This is a genomic window from Cellulosimicrobium sp. XJ-DQ-B-000 (assembly GCF_031119065.1).
In the GTDB taxonomy this organism is placed as follows: Bacteria; Actinomycetota; Actinomycetes; order Actinomycetales; family Cellulomonadaceae; genus Cellulosimicrobium; species Cellulosimicrobium funkei.
In genome coordinates, this window is sequence record NZ_JAVHYN010000004.1 from 250,555 (window position 1) to 272,122 (window position 21,568).

Consider the following 21,568-nt stretch of genomic DNA (forward strand, 5'->3'; position numbering starts at 1 on the left):
ACGGAGGAGGTCCGGTGAACGGCGTGGCCCCAGGAACGTTGCTCGTCGCGCGCTACCGGCTCGACGAGCAGCTCGCGTCCGACCTGTCGGACGTCACGGCATGGTCGGCCCACGACCAGATCCTCGACCGACCGGTGCGGCTCTCGGTCGTCACCGGCGCGCACGTCGCCGAGGCGCTCGACTCCGCACGACGCGCGGCGCTCGTCGTCGACCCGCGCCTCACGCGGGTGCTCGACGTCGGGTCCGAGGACGGCGTGGCGTACGTCGTGACCGAGCGCTACACGGGCATCACGCTGAGCGAGGTCGTCGCCGGCGGGATCGTCGACCCGCAGCAGGCGCGCGCCATCGTCGGCGAGGCTGCCGCAGCGCTCGAGGTCGCCCGGCGCCGCGGTGTCCACCATCTCGCGCTGCGCCCGGACGCGGTGCGCGTCGACGGCGGCCGCGTGCTCGTCACGGGCCTCGGGCTCGACGCGGGCGTGGCCGGCCACGACCAGCACGACGCCGAGCAGACCTCGCGCGCGGACGCCGTCGGGCTCGTCGCGCTCCTCTACTACGCGATGACGGCCCGCTGGGCCGGGCCGTCCCTCGACGTCCCCTGGATCGCCGCGGACTCCATCCACCCGCTGCCCGCGCAGCGCGCGGGCGACAGCGTGCTCGCCCTCTCGGACGTCCGTCCCGACGTCCCCGCCGAGCTCGACGAGCTGTGCGCCGAGACCTTCGCCGGCACCCACGGCACCGCGGCGGAGTGGACCGCGACGCCCCGGGGAGAGGGCCCGCGCTCGCCCGCCGACGTCGTGGGTGCGGTCGAGCCCTGGGGCGAGGTCTCCGTCGTCGCGGCGCTGCCCGCGTTCGTGCAGCCCGCCGCCGGTGTGAGCCGCCAGTCGGTGCGGACGGCGTTCGACGGCGCGGCCAGCGCGCCGCCCGGGACGCCGCCGCCCGCGCCGCCCGTCCGCCGTCCGACGACCGGACGCATCCACCGTGTCGGCGCGGTGCCGGGGTCGGCCGGTGCGGGCGCGGGGGCTGCGTACGCCGCCGGGGCGGCGACCGGGGCCACCGCCGCCGTGCCGCCGCCCACCGCCGAGGCGTACTCGGTCCCGCCGCCGCCCGTCGGCTACGACGCGGGCACCGTTCCCCTGCCGTACGACCCGGCGTCCGCGCCGCCCCCGCCCGCAGGTCCCGACGCCGCGCAAGCGTGGAGCGAGCCCGTCCCGTCGCGGCGCGGGCCGCGACGGTTCAACGCGACCCCCATCGTCCTCGTGCTCGTGCTGGCCCTCGTCGTCGGCGGTGTCGTCTGGGCCGTCAACACGGCGTTCGACGGCTTCGGCCCCGCCGTGCAGACCAACGAGCCCACCGCGGGCGGGTCGGAGGCGCCGGCCGAGGGCGGTGAGGGCACGGGCTCCGCGGGCGAGGAGGCACCGCCCGCGCCCGAGGTCCGCCCGATGATCGCGTCCGGCACCGCGCTCGATCCCGAGGGCGACGCCGCCGGCAACAACGACGGCGAGCACCCCGAGCTGGCGTCGCTGGCCTACGACCAGCAGCCGGACACGACGTGGATCTCGCGGCGCTACAACGCGGCAGACTTCGCCGGGCTGCGCTCGGGGATCGGTTTCGCCGTCACCCTGGAGGAGAAGGCGCCCGTCTCGTCGATCGTCATCGACACCGCGACGAACGGCGGCAACGTCGAGATCCGTGCGACGAGCCCGGACACCCCCACCGAGGGCACGGTGCTCGCCTCCGGGCCGCTCTCCCCCGGTGCGACGTTCACGTTCGAGCAGCCGGTCGAGGCCGAGTCCATCGTCCTGTGGTTCACCGAGCTGCCGCAGAACCCGGCCGGCGAGTACCGCGCGGAGATCAACGAGATCCTCGTCTCCTGACATCGTGGGGGGCCCGACGCCGGGTCCCCCACGGCCCGCGACGTTGCTTGCCCCTGTGCTCGTGCCAGCGGTGCGGTGCTCGTCGCGGACACGTGCGGCGTCGCCGCTCACCCGTCGCTCTGGCACCACGGGGCGTGGAGCGCCCGCCCACGGCACCGTGTCGGCGGGCACGGCCGCGGGCCGGCGCCGGGACCATCGCCGCGGCGAGCCGGGTGCCGGTCGGTTCGCACCCACGGTGAGCCGAGCACCCGCCGACCCGCGAACCCCCGTACCGTGGAACAGAAGCCGCCCCGGCGGCGTTCACACTCTCGCGTGGTCGGCCGCCACGCACCGAGCATCCGAGGAGCAGCACGTGACCGAGCAGTCAGCCGTCCAGAACCTGATCATCGTCGGGTCCGGTCCCGCCGGGTACACCGCGGCGATCTACGCGGCGCGCGCGGGACTGTCCCCGCTGGTGCTCGCGGGGTCGGTCACCGCCGGCGGTGCGCTGATGAACACGACCGAGGTCGAGAACTTCCCCGGTTTCCCCGACGGGATCATGGGCCCCGAGCTCATGGACCACATGCAGAAGCAGGCTGAGCGGTTCGGCGCGCGCATCGAGTGGGACGACGCCACGCTGCTCGACCTCGAGGGGCCGGTCAAGACCGTCGTGACGGGCAACGGCGACACCTACCGCGCCCGCGCCGTCATCCTCGCGACCGGGTCCGCCTACCGGGAGCTCGGCCTGGACGACGAGAAGCGCCTGTCCGGCCGCGGCGTGTCCTGGTGCGCGACGTGCGACGGCTTCTTCTTCCGCGACCAGCACATCGCGGTCGTCGGCGGGGGCGACTCGGCGATGGAGGAGGCCACGTTCCTCACCCGGTTCGCCGAGAAGGTGACGCTGGTGCACCGTCGTGACGAGCTGCGGGCGTCGAAGATCATGGCCGACCGCGCGCTCAACGACCCGAAGATCGAGTTCGCCTGGAACAGCGAGGTCGCGGGGATCGAGGGCGACAAGAAGGTCGAGGGCGTGACGCTGCGCGACACCGTGACCGGCGAGGAGCGCGAGCTCCCCGCGACGGGACTGTTCGTCGCGATCGGCCACGAGCCCCGCACCGAGCTCGTCAAGGGTCAGATCGACCTGGACGACGAGGGCTACATCCAGGTCGTCGGGCGCACCACCGCGACCAACCTCGAGGGCGTGTTCGCGTGCGGCGACGCCGTCGACCACACCTACCGCCAGGCCATCACCGCCGCCGGCTCGGGGTGCTCCGCCGCCCTCGACGCGCAGCGCTACCTCACCGAGCTCGCGGACGCGGCGGGGCTCGCGGACCTCGCCGGCACCCCGCAGACGCCGAACCCCGACGAGCTGCCCGAGGCGCTCGCCGAGCTCCAGGCCTGACCCCGCACCGCAGCCACCGACGACCCCAGGAGGTTCACCATGTCGACCGTCCCCGTCACCGACGCCACCTTCCGCGCGGAGGTCCTCGAGTCCGACGTCCCCGTCCTCGTCGACTTCTGGGCGACCTGGTGCGGCCCGTGCCGCCAGGTCGCGCCGATCCTCGAGGAGCTCGCCGAGGAGTACGACGGCAAGATCAAGATCGCCAAGCTCGACACCGACGCGAACCCGGAGACGACCGCCGCCTACGGCATCGTGTCGATCCCGACGCTCAACGTCTACGTCGGCGGCGAGCTGCAGAAGTCGATCATCGGTGCGCGCCCCAAGCGTGCGCTCACGGAGGAGATCGACGCGGTCCTCGCCACGACCGTCTGAGCCGTCGCCTCCGCGACCGCTCGGCACTCGGAGCTCGGACCGGGAGCGACGTCGGACCATGCACGCCGGAGGGCGGGCCACCAGCACGGTGGTCCGCCCTCCGGCGTCTTCACGCGATCCCCCGATCCTCCGTGCCACACTGGGGATCGTGACTGGACCGACGACTCCCTCGCAGCAGCCCGCTCCCAGCGGCACCCGCCTCGACCCGTGGTTCGGTGCCTACGCAGAGCGAGCGCACGGGATGCGAGCGTCGGAGATCCGAGCGCTGTTCTCGGTCGCGAACCGGCCCGAGGTCGTGTCGCTCGCCGGCGGCATGCCGTACCTCGAAGGCCTCCCTCTCGACCAGATCGCCGACACCATGCAGCGCCTCGTCGCGACGCGCGGTGCCACGGCGCTGCAGTACGGCTCCGGCCAGGGCGACGAGACCCTGCGTGAGCGGATTCTCGACGTGGTGCGGATGGAAGGCATCGAGTGCCACCCCGACGACGTCGTCGTGACGACCGGCTCGCAGCAGGCGCTCGACCTCGTCACGCGGATCTTCGTCGACCCGGGCGACGTGGTCGTCGCGGAGGCGCCGAGCTACGTCGGGGCGCTGGGCGTGTTCCGGTCGTACCAGGCCGACGTCGTGCACGTGCCCCTCGACGAGCACGGGCTCGTCCCGGAGGCGCTGGAGGAGACGCTCGCGCGCCTCGCCGCCGACGGGCGTCGCGTCAAGCTGCTCTACACCGTCCCGAACTTCCACAACCCCGCCGGCGTGACCCTCACCGCCGAGCGCCGCCCGCGCATCCTCGAGATCGCGCAGCGGTACGGCGTCCTCGTCATCGAGGACAACCCCTACGGGCTCCTCGGCTTCGACGGCCAGACGCTCCCCGCGCTGCGGTCGCTCGACGAGGACGGCGTCCTCTACCTCGGGTCGTTCTCGAAGACCTTCGCCCCGGGATACCGCGTCGGCTGGGTCGTCGCACCGCACGCCGTCCGCGAGAAGCTCGTTCTCGCGAGCGAGTCCGCGATCCTGTGCCCGTCGAACGCGTCGCAGCTCGCCATCGCCGCCTACCTCGACACGTGCGACTGGAAGGGCCAGATCAAGCAGTTCCGCGAGCTCTACCGCGAGCGTCGCGACGCGATGATCGGCGCCCTCGCCGAGCACCTCCCCTCGGCGCGCTGGACGGTGCCCGACGGCGGCTTCTACACCTGGGTCCAGCTTCCCGACGGGCTCGACGCGCGGTCCATGCTCCCCCGCGCGGTCACCGCGCGCGTCGCCTACGTCCCCGGGACCGCGTTCTACGCCGACGGCACGGGCGCGAGCCACGTGCGCCTCTCCTACTGCTTCCCGACCCCGGAGCGGATCCGCGAGGGCGTCCGTCGCCTCGCGGGCGTCGTGAACGCCGAGCAGGAGCTCGTCGAGATCTTCGGCACCAACGCCGAGCTCGACCCCGACGTCACGGACGTCGAGAACCCCTCGCCGAACCTGGCCTGAAGCCCCTCACCACACGACGCCGCGGCCGCCCCACCGGGCGGCCGCGGCACCGAACAGGAGTCCGTCACCAGTGGACACGACCACGGGCAGCCCCACGACGAGCGGCGTCGCCGACAGCACGACCTCGACGGACGCGCAGCGCCCTGACCAGCACCTTCACCTTCTCCGGCCCGACGACGACGTCCCCCCGGGCGGGCACGTCGCCATCCTCGCCGGCGGCCTCTCGCACGAGCGCGACGTCTCGCTCCGCTCCGGGCGCCGTGTCGCGGAGAGCCTCCGCGCCGCCGGTCTCGAGGTGACCGTGCACGACGTCGACGCCGACCTCCTCCCCTTCCTCGAGTCCGCGCGACCCGACGTCGTCTGGCCGCTCCTCCACGGTGCCAGCGGAGAGGACGGTTCCATCCGCGACGTCCTCGAGCTCGTCGGCGTGCCCTACGTCGGAACCGGTCCGCGTGAGAGCCGTGCAGCCTGGAGCAAGCCCGTCGCGAAGAACGTCGTCCTCGGCGCCGGCCTGTGCACCCCGGAGTACGTCACCCTCCCCCAGAGCCTGTTCCGCGAGCTCGGCGCCCAGCCCGTGCTCGACGCGGTCGTCGCACGCCTCGGGCTGCCGCTCGTCGTGAAGCCGACGCACGGCGGGTCCGCGCTCGGCGTCACGCTCGTCGAGCGAGCCGACCAGCTTCCTCGCGCCATGGTCGACTGCTTCGCGTACGGAGAGGTCGCACTCATCGAGCAGGCCGTCCGCGGTGTCGAGCTGGCCGTGAGCGTCGTCGACCTGGGCCGCGGTCCGGAGGCCCTGCCGCCGGTCGAGATCGTGACGACGGGTCCGTACGACTTCGACGCACGCTACAACCCCGGCCGCACCGAGTACTTCGCACCGGCGCGACTCGACGACGACGTCCTCGGCGTCGTCCGCGAGGTCGCCGTTCGAGCCCACTCCGCGCTCGGTCTCCGCGACCTCTCCCGGACGGACGTCATCCTCGACGCTGACGGGGTCGTGCAGTTCCTCGAGGTCAACGTCGCGCCGGGGATGACCGAGACGTCCCTCCTCCCCCAGGCGGCACGCGCTGCCGGACTCGATCTCGGGCACCTCTACCGGTCTCTCGTCAACGCGCACGTGCGGCACTGATCCCTCCTCCGCCTGGCTGACCGGCATCGCTGTTTCACGTGAAACGGCGGCGCCGTTCGTTTTCGGCCCCCTCCGGGGGGTTCGTTCTCGGCCCACTCCGGTGGCACTGGTGAGCGAGAGACACGGCGATGCCATGACCTGCCGCGACGGAGTTGGCGGTGTGGTGGCCCGACGGGATAGCACCGACTGATGCGACCCATCACGACCGTGGCGCGGATGCTCGTTCCCGGCCCGACCCACGTTCCCGTCATGATCTCGAACGGTGCACCTTCGCGCCCCACCGACAGGTCGGCTCAGGATCGCCGACAGGAGCGTCGTTTCACGTGAAACACGCCTGATGGGACCGGCCGACTTCGCGCGGGGCCACTCTCCGGGCGAACGGCCCCGCGTCGCGAACGCGCAGTCCCCGGCCGGCGTCCCGGGTCCGCGCCCATGGACTGGGCGACGCACGGCGTCGCGCTCGCGAAGCGCGTAGACGTCTGGTTCGCGTGGACGCACCCGTGCTGACTCGTTCTCCGAAGGCAGAGAGCTTTCCCACCCACGGCGACGCGCACGGTGCAGCAGAGCCACGGAGGCGAAGGTCTCGGGTGGACGGGGGTTCGCCCGTACCGATGTGTGATGGCACTGCCCGCCCACGACTGCCGCGGGGCCAGGATGGTCGCGAGGGGGAACAGCGAGCCTCACGCGGCGGGCGTCCCGAACGGCACTCCTGACCTCCCCTGTATCCAGGTCCACTCCCGGTGGTCCTGGCGGCGCATCACGGGAGCCCCTCCCCTCCCCCGGTGCCGGGCTGTAGCCTCCAAAGCCCCGCCGACGCGTCGCGCACCCGAGCGCTTCACATGCGGAGTCCGACGACGCAGTGCGGCGAGTGCCTGGCGTCCGGCACAGCCGCGTCGGGCGCTGCCACGACCTTCCGATGTTCCACGTGAAACAGCCGGTCACGCCGCGCGAGCGAACGACGCCGCGTTGTCAGGCCCCTCCGCGTACGGGCCCACCGCTACGCCGCTGTGTCCGCACAACGGGTCTCCACCGGACCGTCAACCGGCACCCGAGGTCGGCCGGCGGTGCACGGCAGCGGCATCGAAACGCTGTGGCCACCAACCCGAGAGGGTCAGCTCTGCGGCCCATCGTCGAAGGCCCGCCCCGCTCGACGGCCATCCCGTTCTCAGAGAATCCGCATGGTGTCGGGGTGCTCGGCCTCTGCCACAGGGAACAGCCGACACGCCGCCCCGCACATCGACCCGGGGGCGGGGTGACAGAGTGGCGACGTCACACGGGCGCCTTGATCTGCCCAGCGCTTCCGGGCAGCGTCGGCCTCTCCCCCTCCGCGAGCGTCTCTGAGCGGAGAGCGCCGCGGACCTCCGCTGCCTCGACGGTGGACTGGCGCTGCACGCGCATGAGGAGGTCGGCATCAACCGTCTGCTCGCTTGCCGTCATGGAACTCACTGACCAGGGGCCACGTCGTCCCTGACGTGTTCCACGTGAAACACGGCGCGACAACACCATGCTCCCTGCGGAGGGCCTCTGGCCTGCCGTTTCACGTGAAACCCGCCCTTCCCTCCGGGGAGCGATCATCGCAGTCGGGTGCGCGCAGTGCTCGAATGGCGTAGGCGAAAGCCGCTCATCGCGACGCGGCCCTCCTCGGCAGCGAGGCGGTCCGGCACTCGCCGAAGAACCTCGTGCTCCAGACGGCGGTCTTCCTCCTACCTGTCTCGAGGCGGGCCTGCGGCAGATGCACAGCTCCCACACCACGCACCATGGGCACAGCGCCTTGTGGCGACCGGCCGACACCGGGGTTGCTGGTCATGCGACTCAGACGCGTGCCGGTGAGGCCGGCCGGGCGTCTCACCGTAAGAATGCGGAGGAGACGCGGTGCGGTCCGTCCTCCAGACAGGCCAGCGGGGCGGGCGCACTCGCCGTATGGCGTGCGCACCCGCCCCGCTGGGTGATCCCGCGAGCCGACGCTGGTCGCCGCAGATGCGCCGACAACACCGGCACGAGCGTCGTCTACTTCCGCAACAGACCCGGGTCGTCGGGCGCCATGACATCGAGGATGCGGTTGAGGTCCTCGACGGAGGCAAACTCCACAGTGAGACGGCCCTTGTTCTTGCCGAGGTCGACCTTGACCCGCGTCTCAAAGCGGTCGGACAACCGATGTGCGAGCTCGTCGATCGCCGCGGAACGCTGTCCCGCCCGTGGAGTTCTCGGCGCGCGACGCTCGCCGTCAAGACCGCCCATCGCGACGATCTCCTCCGTCGCCCTCACGGAGAGCCCTTCGGCGACGATGCGCTGCGCCAGACGCTCGATCTCCGCACCGTCCGTGAGCCCCAGGAGCGCGCGGGCGTGTCCTGCCGAGAGCACTCCGGCAGCGACCCGACGCTGTACCAGCGGCGGCAGGCGCAGCAGGCGCAGGGTGTTCGAGATCTGCGGACGGCTTCGCGAGATGCGGTCCGCCAGCTCCTCGTGGGTGCAGCCGAAATCGTCCAGAAGCTGCCGGTACGCGGCCGCCTCTTCGAGGGGATTGAGAGCACTGCGGTGCAGGTTCTCCAGGAGCGCGTCGCGCAGCAGGTCGGCATCGTCGGTCTCACGGACGATGGCCGGGATGACATCAAGACCCGCTGCCTGCGTCGCCCGCCAGCGGCGTTCGCCCATGATCAGCTCGTACGCGGCGGACTCCCCTGTCACCGGGCGCACGACGATCGGCTGGAGCACGCCGATCTCACGGATGGAACCGATGAGCTCGTCGAGCTCGCCCTCGTCGAAGACGGTCCGCGGCTGCCGCGGGTTGGGCCGGATGGACGAGGTCGGGAGCTCGGCGAACCGCGCGCCCGGAACGGGCACCAGGTCGTCGGCGGCCCCGCCCGTCCACTCCTCCACGCTGGCCGATTCCGCAGGTGAAGGGCCACCGGACTCCGTTGCTGAGATCTGCTCCGTGCCCGTCTTCGGGCTGGAGTCCGACGTCGTTTCACGTGAAACCGCGGCCGTCGTCGCCGAGTCAGTCGTCGCCGAATCGGTCGTCGCCGAGTCAGTCGTCGCCGAATCGGTCGTCGCCGAGTTGATCGTCGCTCGGTCTGTCTTCGCCTGGTCTGTCGTCGACGAGTCGCGAGTCGGCGCGGAGTTCGCGCTCGAGTGGGCGGTGTCCCCTGCCGCCACAGCGTCCAACTCAGCGAGGTACGCGTCCGAGAGCGACGTGAGCGACGCGAGGTCAGCGGGCCCGGCGTCCGCGTCCGCCACCAGGGTCGTCACACTCGTCGTGGCTGCGTCCTCCCCGGCCTGCTGGTCCACAGAACTCTCTGCAGCGTCGCTCGTCTCGTGGTGCTTCGGCTCGTCCGTGGAGGGGCTCGGGAAGAAGACGTCGACGGGCCGCCTGCCCTCGGAGCTCGTCGGGATCAGGGCACCTAGTCCTCGACCGAGCCCTCGGCGCTTCTCGCTCATCGCTGTTCCTCCTGCCGCAGGCCGGGACCACCGATGGTGCCGGCGAACTCATGATCGTGGTGAGACGTGGAACCGGTGTGTGCTGATGCTGGAGGGTCCTGGGGTGGCGGCGATTCGGCGTTGCGCTGAAGGCCCTCGCTGGTCCCCTCGTCGCTACGGTTCTCCGCGCGTTGCGTGAGTTCGCGGGCCGCTTCGAGGTACGCGAGGGCCCCCGTCGACCCTGGGTCGTAGGTCATGACCGTCTGCCCATGGCTCGGGGCCTCCGAAATCCGCACGGATCGCGGGACCGTCGTGCGCAGCGTCTGCTCCGGGAAGTGCTCGCGGACTTCGCTGGCGACCTGCTGCGCAAGGTTCGTCCTGCCGTCGTACATGGTGAGCAGGATCGTCGAGACATGGAGCCCGGGGTTGAGGTGCGCCTTGATCAGCTCGATCGTCTTGAGGAGCTGGCTCAAGCCTTCCAGGGCGTAGTACTCGCACTGGATCGGGATGAGCACTTCCCGACCGACCACGAAGGCATTCACCGTCAGGAGGCCAAGGCTCGGGGGGCAGTCCACCAGGACGTAGTCGATGGGTTCAAGCCCGTCACGCTCACGCTGGGCGAGATACTCGTCGAGCGCACGACGAAGCCGTGTTTCACGTGAAACGAGCGACACGAGCTCGATCTCCGCACCCGAGAGATCGATGGTCGCCGGGACGCACCAGAGCGTGGGGATGTCGGGACACTGCTGCACCGCGCTCGCCAACGGGTCACCATCGACGAGAACCTCGTAGACCGACGGCGTCCCTGCACGATGCTCGACGCCGAGAGCGGTCGACGCATTGCCCTGGGGATCGTTGTCGATCACCAGGACGTTGAGCCCGGCCATCGCCAGCCCGGCGGCAAGGTTCACTGTCGTCGTGGTCTTCCCGACGCCGCCCTTCTGGTTCGCGACGGTGATGATCCGGGTCGTCACCGGTCGAGGGAAGCGTCGCCCGTGAAGGTCGATCCGACGGCGGGCGTCCTCCGCGAGCTGGGCCGCCAGCGGCGTCGACTCGTCGGCGACGGGAAGACTCGCCATCAGCGCTGCCCGGCGGTCGTCCTCGGTTCCCATGCTCCGTGCGCCCTCCCCGTCGTGGGAGAGCGCCACCTGCTCCTCGGAGCCGTCGGGGCCCACAGGGCTCTGCGTCACGCGTCTCATCCTCTCCGTCGTCGCCTCTCAGCATCCGCCGTGCGCCATGGCTTTCGACGGATCTCGGGGCCGAGAGCGGGCGTGTCGCTCACGTCCTCGGCACCCGTTCCCTAGATCAGCGTGAACCAGTCTGCCGCACGATACGAACGACCGTCGTGGTCTCCACACCGGGGAGCGTCGGTGCCTCGATGATCTCCGGCTCCGACCCCTTGAGCTTGCGCAAGGCCTTCCGTGCCGGATCGATCTCGCGACTCACGTTACGACCCTTGAGAACGATCATCTCCCCGCCTGGTCGAACCAGCGGGAGCGACAGGCGCGCGAGCTTGTCGAGTGCCGCGACGGCACGCGACGTCACCGCGTCGCACTCGAACGCACCGTGATACTCCTCGGCTCGGCCCCGCTTGACCTCGATGTTCGGCAAGGAGAGGTCCTCGGCGATCTCCGTCAGCCAGGCGCAGCGTCGCTCCATCGGTTCGATGAGGTAGACGGTCGCCTCCGGGCGCATGGCGGCGATCACGACGCCCGGCAGACCAGCGCCCGACCCCACGTCAGCGATCAGCCCGGTCCTGGGCAGGAAGGGCACGACGGCGGCCGAGTTCAGGATGTGACGATCCCAGATGCGCGGAACCTCCCGCGGTCCGATGAGACCGCGCAGCTCGCCTTCGTTCCGCAACCGTTCCGCGAACTTCTCGACGGCGACGAACGAGTCACCGAAGTACTCGATCAACGCCTCCCGGGGGATGTCCGGCTCCTCGTTGCCTGCGGCCTCGTGCTGCATCGGGTCGTCTGCCTCCTCGTGTGCGAACGCCTCATCGTTTCACGTGAAACGACGTCGAGGGTGCGCGGCCCACCGAGCGTCGAGCGAGGTTCGACGAGCTTCGACCATGTCGCCAACCGTTCCGGGAATCGTCGTCACACCTCTCCTCGCCGACCCGAAGAACGGCGGTCGTCACGACGTGGCGAACGCCGTCGAGCAGGGCATGCGCACAGGACTGCACGCGCCCCGCCACCCGGCGCTCGTCCCACTCCGCAGCTCCCGTGCGGTTCCCGTACCAGCGAACCCGTCAGCACCCCCGCACCCAGAGTCGCGCGGAACTCCTGGGTACCAGCACCCTCAGCAACGCACTTCGCCCCGTGTTTCACGTGAAACACGGGGCGAAGAAGAAGCGGGGGTTCGTCTCCGGCGGTGTCAGTCTGCCGGGTAGATGACGACGTAGCGCTGAGGCTCGACACCCTCCGAGTCGCTCCGCAGCCCCGCTGCGGCCACGGCGTCGTGGACGACCTTGCGCTCGAACGCGTTGAGCGGATCGAGCGAGACCTTGGCTCCCTCGGCACGCACGCGCTCGATCGCCTCTGCGGCCTGCGCCGTGAGCTCACGACGACGGCCCGCTCGGAAACCGGCGACGTCGAGCATGAGGCGGCTCCGCTCCCCCGTCCTGGCCTGCACGGCGAGGCGCGTCAGCTCCTGCAGCGCATCGAGCACCTCGCCGTCGTCGCCGACGAGAGAGCTCAGCGCGGCGGGGTCGTCCGCAACGATCTCGACAGCGGCCCGGTCGTGCTCGACGTCGATGTCGATGTCACCGTCGAGGTCCGCGATGTCGAGGAGTTCCTCGAGGTAGTCCGCCGCGATCTCCCCTTCTTCCTCGAGTCGGGTGGTCTCCGGGGCGGATTCCTCGGTGGACGTCGCGTCGGACGCGGGCGTCTCGGTAGGCGTCATGCGTTGCTCCTCACGGCACGTGCGCGCTCGGGCGCAGGTCTACTTCTGCTTCTTCTTCTTGGGCGCGGGCTTCGATGCGCCGGTCCCGGACCCGCCCTTCGCGGCACCGCCCGGTGCCGGCTTGTCCGCCGGGGCATCCTCCGCCGGGGCATCCTCCGGGGTAGACGCGGACACCGTCCCGACGGGACGAGGGGCGCTCTTCTGGCGGTCCTTGCGCTTGGGCTGCTGGCGCTGGCCGCGAGGCTGCTCGATGACCGGCGTCGCGTCCTCGACGACGCCCTTCGCCGCGCGCTTGCGCGCCTGGCGCTCCTTGAGGAGGCGCTCCGCCTCCGAACCCGGGGCCGGCATGCGTCGGATCGTGTAGAACTGCTGCCCCATCGACCAGAGGTTCGTCGTGGTCCAGTAGACGAGGACACCGACGGGGAAGTTCACGCCGGAGACGGCGAAGATGAAGGGGAAGACGTAGAGCATCATCTTCTGCGTCGAGGCCATCGGGCCCTCGAGAGCCGCCTTCGGCATGTTCTTCATCGTGAGCTGACGCTGCGTGAAGAACGTCGTCGCACACATCGCGACGATGAGGACCGCGATGACGATCTTCGTCTGCAGGTCATCGGTGCGGAGGAAGACGTCGGACAGCTGCGCACCGAAGACGGACGAGCTCTCGATGTCGGACGCCACGGAGGCGTCGATAGGACCGATCGGCTTCGAGGAGCCGTCGGAGATCGGCACGAGCCCGTTCAGCACCCGGAAGAGCGCGAAGAAGATCGGCGACTGGAGCAGGATCGGCATGCACGAGGCGAAGGGGTTCGTCCCGTGCTTGCGATAGAGCTCCATCGTCTCGCGGCTCATGGCCTCACGGGACGCGGGGTCCGTCTTGCCCTTGTACTTCTTCTGGATCGCCTGCATCTCCGGCTGCAGCATCTGCATGCCGCGCGACGCCTTGATCTGCTTGAAGAACAAGGGGATCAGCAGGATACGGATGATGATGACCAGGCCGACGATCGACAGGACCCACGCCGGGCCCGGGCCGTCGGAGAACCCGAGGAACACGAGACCCTGGTGGCAGAGGTACATGATCCACGCCACGACCCACTCGATCGGGGCGAGGAACGCGAAGAAGTCCATCGGTGACTGCTCCCTCAACTTCAGACAAAGCGTGTGAATCGCCCGGGATCGGGCTACGGACTAGTGCGTGTGTCGTGCCGGCGGAACGTCGTCGACCCCACCGAGGCTCCAGGGGTTGCAGCGCAGCAGCCGCCAGAGGGCGAGGCCCGTTCCGCGCAGGGCGCCGTGACGACGCACCGCCGTGAGGGCGTACTGGGAGCAGGACGGGTAGTACTTGCACGTGGGCCCGGTCATCGGGGAGATCACCGACTGGTAGGCCCTGATCATGCCGATCAGCGTGAGCGCGGGGACCCGGCGCAGCAGGTCGGCGACGCGGCGGACGACGCCGCGCTCGTCGGGTGCCGGCTCCTCGGACGAGGGCGGCGCCGGGACGCGCGGCGGGTGGGTCGTCGTCATCGACGCTCGCCCGCTCGCTCGTCGAGCCGACGGGTCGCACGCACGAGACCGCTGTCGAGGTCGGCGCTGAGCTCCTCGAAGGAGGCGAGCGCCGCGCCGGGAAGCGCGCGGACGACAGCGCGCCCGTGCGCGGGCAGCACGAAGAGACGCGACGCCGTGGCGGCGCGCAGTCGGCGCTTCACGAGGTTGCGGTGCACCGCGTTCCCCACTGCCTTGGAGACGACGAAGCCGACCTGCGGCTGAGCAGCGCCCTCGGGATCCTCCGAGAGGTGCACGACCACGGTCGACCTACCAGCACGCACGCCGCGGCGCACCGCCCGCTCGAAATCGACGGAACGGCGCAGTCGGTGCGCCGCGGGGAGCACGTGCGATCAGGCAGAGAGCTCGGTGCGGCCCTTGCGACGGCGGGCAGCCAGGATGGCGCGGCCGGCGCGGGTCCGCATGCGCAGCCGGAAGCCGTGGGTCTTCGCCCGGCGCCGGTTGTTCGGCTGGAAGGTCCGCTTGCTCACGAGGTACTCCAAGAACGTCGGGGAGGTACACCGTCTATGTCCTCGACGATGCAGTGACAGGCTCCGGTTGGCTCCTGCCGATGGTTCGGGTCGTGCGCCGGACGGTCGCCCGCCCGGTCACCGCTCAGGCGCGCGGACCGGATGACCATTGCTGGGGGCATCGGGTCCTCGCAGGCATATCCTGACGTGAGGCCTCGCGTCGAGTTTCCTCCACGCGGGCGCGCCAAGAACACCTGGAACGGCTGTCTGACGTTACGCTGCGCGACCCCCCCGGGTCAAACCGCGACGGGTGACCTTCACCGCGTGCGACGATGGCGCGGCGTCGTCCCGGATCCCGGCATCCTGCCGGTGAGAGCATCCTCACCCTACAACCCACAGCCTGTGGACAACTATGTGGATGAGGGGTTCCCGTGGCACGATCGACCCCAGCATCACCCCATCCGTGACCTTCTCCTCGTCGGCGCACCCCCGCCCGGCCCGTCAGCGTGCTCGACGGCCGGAGCTCTGCCCGGCGCACGCTGTCGACCCCGTGAGGAACTGCCCGTGGCCAACCCGGACGAGAACATCGCCGACGTCTGGGCGCAGACCCTGAGCATCCTCGAGGCGAGCCCGGACATCACTCCGCGGCAGATCGCGTTCATCCGGCTGGCCAAGCCGCTCGCGATCCTGGACGACACCGTCTTCATCGCGGTCCCCCACGAGCAGACCCGCACGTACCTCGAGACGCGGGTCCGCGACGAGCTGGTGACCGCGATGTCCTCCTGCCTCGGGCGCGACGTCCGGTTCGGCATCACCGTCGACCCGGAGCTCAGCTCGGACCCCGTCCTCGCGCCCGCGTCGCGGCCGGCGGTCGAGCGGCCCTACATCGAGCCCGACGACGTGCTCCTCCCGGACCTGCCGGCGCCTCCCCCGCCCCGTCCCCAGGCCGAGCCGAGCCGGCTGAACCCCAAGTACGTCTTCGAGACGTTCGTCATCGGCTCCTCCAACCGGTTCGCGCACGCCGCCGCGGTCGCGGTGGCCGAGGCACCCGCCAAGGCCTACAACCCGCTGTTCATCTACGGGGACTCCGGGCTCGGCAAGACGCACCTGCTGCACGCGATCGGGCACTACGCCCACAACCTGTACCCCAACGTGCGCGTGCGCTACGTGAACTCGGAGGAGTTCACGAACGACTTCATCAACTCCATCGGCGAGGGCAAGGCCGGAGCGTTCCAGCGGCGCTACCGCGACGTCGACGTTCTCCTCATCGACGACATCCAGTTCCTGCAGGGCAAGGAGCAGACGATGGAGGAGTTCTTCCACACCTTCAACGCGCTGCACAACGCCAACAAGCAGGTCGTCATCACGTCCGACCTGCCCCCCAAGCAGCTCAACGGGTTCGAGGACCGCCTGCGGTCCCGGTTCGAGTGGGGCCTCATCACCGACGTCCAGCCGCCGGACCTCGAGACGCGCATCGCGATCCTCCGCAAGAAGGCGTCGAGCGAACGCCTCGCCGCTCCGGACGACGTGCTGTCCTACATCGGGTCGCGCATCTCGACGAACATCCGGGAGCTCGAGGGCGCGCTGATCCGTGTCACCGCGTTCGCGAACCTCAACCGCCAGCAGGTCGACCTCCCGCTCGCGGAGATCGTGCTCAAGGACCTCATCACCGACGAGGACAGCGCGGAGATCACCCCCGCCGCGATCATCGCGCAGACCGCCGCGTACTTCGGCCTGACGATCGACGACCTCTGCGGCAGCTCGCGATCGCGCGTCCTCGTCACCGCTCGCCAGATCGCGATGTACCTGTGCCGAGAGCTCACCGACCTGTCGCTCCCGAAGATCGGGCAGCAGTTCGGGGGCCGCGACCACACGACGGTCATGCACGCGAACCGCAAGATCACCGAGCAGATGGCCGAGCGTCGCTCCACGTACAACCAGGTCACGGAGCTCACGAGCCGGATCAAGCAGCAGCACCGCGGCTGAGGCGGCGAGGCCGTGCCCGGACGGTACTGCTCGTCGGCTCGACGCCGCGCTGACCGGGGCTCTCCCCCTCACGGTGCGGTCCGGTCCCGGACGAAGCGGGTCGCCCCCGCGCACCGGCGCTTCCTGAGCCCACGGCGGGTGCGCCGTACGGGGAGGCAACCGCACATCCCCGCCGTTCTGCCTCGCACCCGGGCCGGACGCAGCCCTCGGCACGAGCCGCTGTCAGGCGCCTCGGCCGGGCTCTCTCGCGTCGCCCCTCACACCACCGGTGGCCCCCGTCACGCGCCCCGGCGGCCCTCCTCGGCCTGCGTCGAGCTCGGACGATCCATGTCCATCACGTTCCAGGTCTCTGCCCGGGAGATTCTCGTCGTCCCTCGCCGGAGCGCCTCCGAGATCACCGAGATCCCTCGTCGACCATGCCGATCTTCTTCTGGCTGTCCACTCTCGTCGCGCGACGAGACGCCGTCCGACGCCCCGGGACTGACCAGACGCGCCCCTCCCCGAGCGGTCTGCCATCGGGGTTGTCCACCGCCAGTGGACGGTCTCACCAGCTCGTCGCCGACCCCGAAGACCCTTCCCCACCTGTCCCGCGCGCTGTCCACAGGGTTACCCACCGTGGTGCTCTATTCTGTGGAAATCGGCGTCAAGCACCGACGCGCCTCTCCAGCCACGGGCAGGTACGACACTCGTACACAGCTTGTGGGTGGAGTTGTCCACAGTCATCCACAGGACTCCTGTGGGTATTCACATCCGCGGAATGCAGACGACGACGGTGGACCACAGGGTCTCGTGCGGCGCGACAAATCCTGACAACATCATGGTTTTCCCCCCGAAACCTGTGGACGGCGGCCTCGTACACACCCTGTGGACGGCTCACCCGGAGGGGCTCTGTGCACAGTTCTGTGGACAGCTGTGGACGAAGGCCCTCTCAGTGTGGACGGGCCACCCTCGATCAGTGGACGACGTGTGGGGACAGATCGGCCGCCCACAGGCGCCGCGACTTTCCCACACTGGGCCCACCGGTTCGTCCACACGCATTTGTGCCCTCTGACCTGGGCGGACACCGGTTTTCCACGAGATCCACAACCCCTATGACGACGACGAAAGTGTTCTCAGAGGGGAAATTCCACACGCCTTCATCAGGCCCCGGCGGCCGACGGTGCGACCTGTGCTCCACGAGCCCGCTCCCGATCCTGGCCGAGCCGTGGTGAGCGCGCGACGTCGGCGGAGACCGCCGTCGGGCCTCCGTCCCCAGGCCCGCCGTTCCAGTTCCTCCCACCCGCCTCCTCGCGTAGGGTTCATGCACGACACGTGTGCGCGGACCTGCGACCCGGCACCTCGTGTCCACAGCGGCAGACCTGCCCGGTGGACGAGCGAGGACGAGCGGCCCCGACGGCGAGCCCGGCGTCGCGGCGAAGCAGGACGGCACATGTGAAGATCGGGTCCGACCGAGACGTGGGGACGAGAGGGTGTGGGATGAAGTTCCGGGTTGAGCGTGATGTCCTGGCCGACGCGGTGACCTGGACGGCGCGAACCCTGCCGACCCGCCCGCCCGCGCCCGTCCTCGCCGGGGTCCGGCTCGAGGCCGACGCGTCGGGGACCATCGGGCTGTCGAGCTTCGACTACGAGGTCTCGGCCCGTTCGGAGATCCCCGCCGAGGTCAGCGAGCCCGGCACGGTCCTCGTCTCCGGCCGGCTGCTCGCCGAGATCTCCCGGGCGCTGCCCGCGAAGCCCGTGGACGTCGTCCTGGAGGGCAACAAGGTCACGGTGACGTGCGGCGCGAGCCGGTTCACGCTCCTCACCATGCCCGTGGACGAGTACCCGGCGCTGCCCGCGATGCCCGAGCTCTCCGGCACCGTCTCGGGCGACGAGCTGACGAACGCCGTCGCGCAGGTCACGGTGGCGGCGAGCCGCGACGACACGCTCCCCCTCCTCACGGGCGTGCGCGTCGAGATCGAGGGCGAGAAGATCACGCTCCTCGCGACGGACCGGTACCGCCTCGCCCTGCGCGAGCTCACCTGGACGCCCGTGACCCCGAGCTACTCCGCCGTCGCCCTCGTGCGCGCGCGCACCCTCAACGACGTGGCGAAGTCCCTCGGTGGCTCGGGCCTCGTCAACATCGGGCTCAACACGGGCGCCGGCGTGGACCTCATCGGCTTCGAGGCCGGGGGCCGTCATACGACGTCGCAGCTCGTCGACGGCGACTACCCCGCAGTGCGTCGGCTCTTCCCGGACGAGACGCCCATCCACGCCGTCGTCCCCACCGCCCCGCTCATCGACGCCGCCAAGCGCGTGTCCCTGGTCGCCGAGCGCAACACGCCGATCCGCCTGTCGTTCACGGACGGCCAGGTCGTCCTGGACGCCGGACAGGGCGACGACGCGCAGGCGTCCGAGGCGCTGGAGGCGGTGCTCGTCGGCGAGGACATCTCGGTGGCGTTCAACCCGCAGTTCCTGCTCGACGGCCTGGGCGCGCTCGGCACCGACTTCGTGCGCCTGAGCTTCACGCACCCGAACAAGCCGGTCGAGTTCACGGGTCAGGACTCCCTGGACGGCGAGGACTCGTCCCACTACCGCTACCTGCTGGTGCCGATCCGCTTCGCCGGCTGATCCCGACGGAGCCGGACGGCTCGCACCGCACCACCGCACCCCGGAGGACTCGTATGGTCACGCGCATCGGCCTCGTCGGCCTCGGCAAGATGGGCAACAACATGCGGGCGCGCGTCCGCGCCGCCGGTATCGAGGTCGTCGGCTACGACCCTCGTCCCGAGGTGTCGGACGTCGCGACGCTCGCCGACCTCGTCGCGGCCCTGCCCGACGACGGCCCGCGCATCGTGTGGGTCATGGTCCCGGCGGGCGACGCGACCCGCGGCGTGGTCACCGAGCTCGGCGGTCTGCTCGGCGAGGGCGACTTCGTCATCGAGGGTGGGAACTCCTACTACGCCGAGGACCAGGCGCGGGCCGCGGAGCTGGCCGAGAAGGGCGTCGGCTACCTCGACGTCGGCGTCTCGGGCGGCGTCTGGGGCCTCGAGAACGGCTACGGGCTCATGGTCGGCGGGGACCGGACGTACGTCGAGGCGGCCATGCCGGTCTTCGACGCGCTGCGTCCCGACGGCCCGCGCGAGGAGGGCTTCGTCCACGCGGGCGAGGTCGGCGCCGGGCACTTCGCGAAGATGGTCCACAACGGCATCGAGTACGGGCTCATGCAGGCGTACGCCGAGGGCTACGAGCTCCTCGCCGCGAAGAGCGAGCTCGTCAAGGACGTGCACGGCACGATGAAGGCGTGGACCCGTGGCACGGTCGTGCGCTCGTGGCTCCTCGACCTCTTCGTCAAGGCGCTCGAGGAGGACCCGCAGCTCGCCGCGATCGACGACTGGGTCGACGACTCCGGCGAGGGCCGCTGGACGGTCGACGAGGCGATCGACAACGCCGTCCCGCTGCCGGTGATCTCCGCCGCCCTCTTCGCGCGCTTCGCCTCGCGCCAGGAGCAGTCGCCCGCGCTCAAGGCCGTCGCCGCGCTGCGCCAGCAGTTCGGCGGGCACGCCGTCAAGGCGGCCGGGCCCGCCTCCCCGGGAGCCGGGCCGCTCGAACCCCCGGCCTGACCGCTCCCCGCCGACCTCCTCGACCCTCGCCGCACCGATGTACGTCTCGCACCTCTCCCTGGTCGACTTCCGCTCGTACGAGTCCGTCGACGTCGAGCTCGTCCCGGGCGTGAACGCGCTCGTCGGGCAGAACGGGCAGGGCAAGACGAACCTCGTCGAGGCGATCGGGTACGTCGCGACGCTCGCGAGCCACCGCGTCGCGGGCGACGCCGCGCTCGTCCGTGCCGGTGCCACGCGCGCCGTCGTGCGGACGCGCGTCGTGCGGGGCGACCGGGCGAGCACCGTGGAGCTCGAGATCGCGTCGGGGCGGGCCAACCGGGCGCGGATCAACCGGTCCCCGGCCCAGCGGCCGCGCGACGTGCTCGGCATCGTCCGGACGGTGCTCTTCGCGCCGGAGGACCTCGCGCTCGTCAAGGGCGACCCGGACGGGCGGCGTCGCTTCCTCGACCAGCTCGCGGTGCTCCTGGTGCCGCGCGTGGCGGCGCTCCTCGCGGACTACGACCGGGTGCTGCGCCAGCGCGGCGCGCTGCTGAAGTCGGCGACGGCGCTGCGCGGCCGCGGCCGGCGGAGGCCGTCCGCCGTCGAGCCGCCGCCCGAGGACGACGCACCCGAGACCGCGGCCTCGCCGCTCGCGACGCTCGAGGTGTGGGACGCGCGCCTCGCGAGCCTCGGCGCGGAGATCACGGCGCTGCGCCTGCAGCTCGTGGCCGCGCTCACGCCCTACGTCGCGGAGGCGTACGAGCAGGTCAGCGCGGGGCAGGGCGAGGCGCGCATCGCGTACCGCTCGTCCGTGGACGAGGCGCTCGACGCGGACGACGGTCCCGTGAGGCCGCCCGCGGCGGGTGACGCCGCGGACCCGGGCGACGCACCGGCGTCGGGCATCCCCGACGTGGCGGCCCTCGAGAGGCGCATGCTGGAGGCCATGGAGGCCGTGCGCGCGAAGGAGGTCGACCGCGGGGTGAACCTCGTCGGTCCCCACCGCGACGACCTCGTCCTCACCCTGGGCGGCCTCCCGGCGAAGGGCTACGCGAGCCACGGCGAGTCGTGGTCGTTCGCGCTCGCGCTGCGGCTGGCGTCGTACCGGCTGCTGCGCGACGGCGCCCCCGCGGGCCTCGACTCGCTCCTCTGGGCGGACCAGTGGGGGCCCGACGGCGAGCCGATCCTCGTGCTCGACGACGTGTTCGCCGAGCTCGACGTCCGGCGGCGCGAGCGGCTCGCCGAGCTCGTGGCCGACGCGGGCCAGGTGATCATCACCGCGGCCGTGCCCGACGACGTCCCGAGCCGGCTCGACGGCGCGCGGTTCGCCGTGCACGACGGGACGGTGCACCGTGTCGAGGACTGAGCCCGCGGACCGGGATGGGGCGGACCGCCAGTACGACGACGCGCGCCCCGGCCCGGCCGACGACCTCCCGGAGCGACGCAC

General features: G+C 71.1%; 18 protein-coding genes. 9 read left to right on the top strand and 9 right to left on the bottom strand.

Features of this window, described 5'->3' with window-relative positions:
* Positions 1–14 precede the first annotated feature (14 nt).
* From RDI86_RS08900 to RDI86_RS08920, 5 genes are all read left to right on the top strand, one after another.
* The gene (locus RDI86_RS08900) at positions 15–1,874 is read left to right on the top strand and encodes a protein kinase family protein (protein WP_308821207.1); all 1,860 of its coding nucleotides are present in this window, start codon (positions 15–17) and stop codon (positions 1,872–1,874) included.
* 352 nt (positions 1,875–2,226) lie between these two features.
* Positions 2,227–3,255 (top strand): thioredoxin-disulfide reductase, encoded by a 1,029-nt coding sequence (gene trxB, locus RDI86_RS08905; protein WP_086150122.1) that lies wholly within the window; start codon positions 2,227–2,229, stop codon positions 3,253–3,255.
* 39 nt (positions 3,256–3,294) lie between these two features.
* Positions 3,295–3,627, top strand: coding sequence for a thioredoxin (gene trxA / locus RDI86_RS08910; RefSeq protein ID WP_021479912.1), 333 nt, complete (start codon positions 3,295–3,297; stop codon positions 3,625–3,627).
* A gap of 148 nt (positions 3,628–3,775) precedes the next feature.
* Positions 3,776–5,104, top strand: a complete 1,329-nt coding sequence (locus tag RDI86_RS08915; protein WP_061268283.1) for a PLP-dependent aminotransferase family protein — start codon at positions 3,776–3,778, stop codon at positions 5,102–5,104.
* Between the two features lie 205 nt (positions 5,105–5,309).
* Positions 5,310–6,230, top strand: a complete 921-nt coding sequence (locus RDI86_RS08920) for a D-alanine--D-alanine ligase (protein ID WP_076404571.1) — start codon at positions 5,310–5,312, stop codon at positions 6,228–6,230.
* Positions 6,231–7,499: 1,269 nt separating this feature from the next.
* On the opposite strand, the gene RDI86_RS08925 is transcribed toward RDI86_RS08920, so the two are convergent.
* From RDI86_RS08925 to rpmH, 9 genes are all read right to left on the bottom strand, one after another.
* The gene (locus RDI86_RS08925; protein ID WP_168945033.1) at positions 7,500–7,667 is read right to left on the bottom strand and encodes a hypothetical protein; all 168 of its coding nucleotides are present in this window, start codon (positions 7,665–7,667) and stop codon (positions 7,500–7,502) included.
* A 570-nt stretch (positions 7,668–8,237) separates the two neighbouring features.
* Positions 8,238–9,665, bottom strand: a complete 1,428-nt coding sequence (locus tag RDI86_RS08930) for a ParB/RepB/Spo0J family partition protein (protein WP_308821208.1) — start codon at positions 9,663–9,665, stop codon at positions 8,238–8,240.
* Positions 9,662–10,834 carry a ParA family protein gene (locus tag RDI86_RS08935; RefSeq protein ID WP_374990527.1) on the bottom strand — a complete coding sequence of 391 codons (1,173 nt, stop codon included), beginning with the start codon at positions 10,832–10,834 and terminating at the stop codon, positions 9,662–9,664. Before RDI86_RS08935 ends, RDI86_RS08930 begins: the two co-directional genes overlap by 4 nt.
* A 115-nt stretch (positions 10,835–10,949) precedes the next feature.
* Complete coding sequence (gene rsmG, locus RDI86_RS08940) at positions 10,950–11,612, bottom strand: 16S rRNA (guanine(527)-N(7))-methyltransferase RsmG (protein ID WP_308821209.1); 663 nt, start codon at positions 11,610–11,612, stop codon at positions 10,950–10,952.
* Between the two features lie 411 nt (positions 11,613–12,023).
* Positions 12,024–12,551, bottom strand: coding sequence for a R3H domain-containing nucleic acid-binding protein (locus RDI86_RS08945; RefSeq protein ID WP_061268280.1), 528 nt, complete (start codon positions 12,549–12,551; stop codon positions 12,024–12,026).
* Positions 12,552–12,590: 39 nt separating this feature from the next.
* Positions 12,591–13,676: a membrane protein insertase YidC gene (gene yidC / locus RDI86_RS08950; RefSeq protein ID WP_076404161.1), complete on the bottom strand. Its 1,086-nt coding sequence runs from the start codon at positions 13,674–13,676 to the stop codon at positions 12,591–12,593.
* 60 nt (positions 13,677–13,736) lie between these two features.
* A complete protein-coding gene (gene yidD, locus RDI86_RS08955) occupies positions 13,737–14,072 on the bottom strand; it encodes a membrane protein insertion efficiency factor YidD (protein WP_082774590.1) in 336 nt (111 codons plus the stop codon).
* A complete protein-coding gene (gene rnpA / locus RDI86_RS08960) occupies positions 14,069–14,437 on the bottom strand; it encodes a ribonuclease P protein component (RefSeq protein WP_061268278.1) in 369 nt (122 codons plus the stop codon). The genes yidD and rnpA overlap by 4 nt, the downstream gene beginning before the upstream one ends.
* 6 nt (positions 14,438–14,443) lie before the next feature.
* A complete protein-coding gene (rpmH, locus tag RDI86_RS08965) occupies positions 14,444–14,581 on the bottom strand; it encodes a 50S ribosomal protein L34 (protein WP_034225701.1) in 138 nt (45 codons plus the stop codon).
* 543 nt (positions 14,582–15,124) lie between these two features.
* Here rpmH and dnaA point away from each other — a divergent pair.
* The 4 genes from dnaA (at position 15,125) to recF (ending at position 21,487) form a co-directional block, all read left to right on the top strand.
* Positions 15,125–16,546 carry a chromosomal replication initiator protein DnaA gene (gene dnaA, locus RDI86_RS08970; protein WP_043651559.1) on the top strand — a complete coding sequence of 474 codons (1,422 nt, stop codon included), beginning with the start codon at positions 15,125–15,127 and terminating at the stop codon, positions 16,544–16,546.
* 1,476 nt (positions 16,547–18,022) lie between these two features.
* Positions 18,023–19,153: a DNA polymerase III subunit beta gene (gene dnaN, locus RDI86_RS08975; protein WP_034651929.1), complete on the top strand. Its 1,131-nt coding sequence runs from the start codon at positions 18,023–18,025 to the stop codon at positions 19,151–19,153.
* Between the two features lie 53 nt (positions 19,154–19,206).
* The gene (gene gnd, locus RDI86_RS08980) at positions 19,207–20,145 is read left to right on the top strand and encodes a phosphogluconate dehydrogenase (NAD(+)-dependent, decarboxylating) (protein WP_034651935.1); all 939 of its coding nucleotides are present in this window, start codon (positions 19,207–19,209) and stop codon (positions 20,143–20,145) included.
* A 37-nt stretch (positions 20,146–20,182) separates the two neighbouring features.
* Positions 20,183–21,487, top strand: coding sequence for a DNA replication/repair protein RecF (recF, locus tag RDI86_RS08985; RefSeq protein WP_061268277.1), 1,305 nt, complete (start codon positions 20,183–20,185; stop codon positions 21,485–21,487).
* The last annotated feature ends 81 nt before the right edge of the window (positions 21,488–21,568 follow it).

What these genes read in the sequence shown, in the direction of transcription:
- trxA (WP_021479912.1), top strand. Translation starts at nt 3,295, where the DNA reads ATGTCGACCGTCCCCGTCACCGACGCCACCTTCCGCGCGGAGGTCCTC.
- RDI86_RS08925 (WP_168945033.1), bottom strand. Translation starts at nt 7,667, where the DNA reads ATGACGGCAAGCGAGCAGACGGTTGATGCCGACCTCCTCATGCGCGTG.
- RDI86_RS08930 (WP_308821208.1), bottom strand. Translation starts at nt 9,665, where the DNA reads ATGAGCGAGAAGCGCCGAGGGCTCGGTCGAGGACTAGGTGCCCTGATC.
- rsmG (WP_308821209.1), bottom strand. Translation starts at nt 11,612, where the DNA reads ATGCAGCACGAGGCCGCAGGCAACGAGGAGCCGGACATCCCCCGGGAG.
- RDI86_RS08945 (WP_061268280.1), bottom strand. Translation starts at nt 12,551, where the DNA reads ATGACGCCTACCGAGACGCCCGCGTCCGACGCGACGTCCACCGAGGAA.
- yidC (WP_076404161.1), bottom strand. Translation starts at nt 13,676, where the DNA reads ATGGACTTCTTCGCGTTCCTCGCCCCGATCGAGTGGGTCGTGGCGTGG.
- yidD (WP_082774590.1), bottom strand. Translation starts at nt 14,072, where the DNA reads ATGACGACGACCCACCCGCCGCGCGTCCCGGCGCCGCCCTCGTCCGAG.
- dnaN (WP_034651929.1), top strand. Translation starts at nt 18,023, where the DNA reads ATGAAGTTCCGGGTTGAGCGTGATGTCCTGGCCGACGCGGTGACCTGG.
- gnd (WP_034651935.1), top strand. Translation starts at nt 19,207, where the DNA reads ATGGTCACGCGCATCGGCCTCGTCGGCCTCGGCAAGATGGGCAACAAC.
- recF (WP_061268277.1), top strand. Translation starts at nt 20,183, where the DNA reads ATGTACGTCTCGCACCTCTCCCTGGTCGACTTCCGCTCGTACGAGTCC.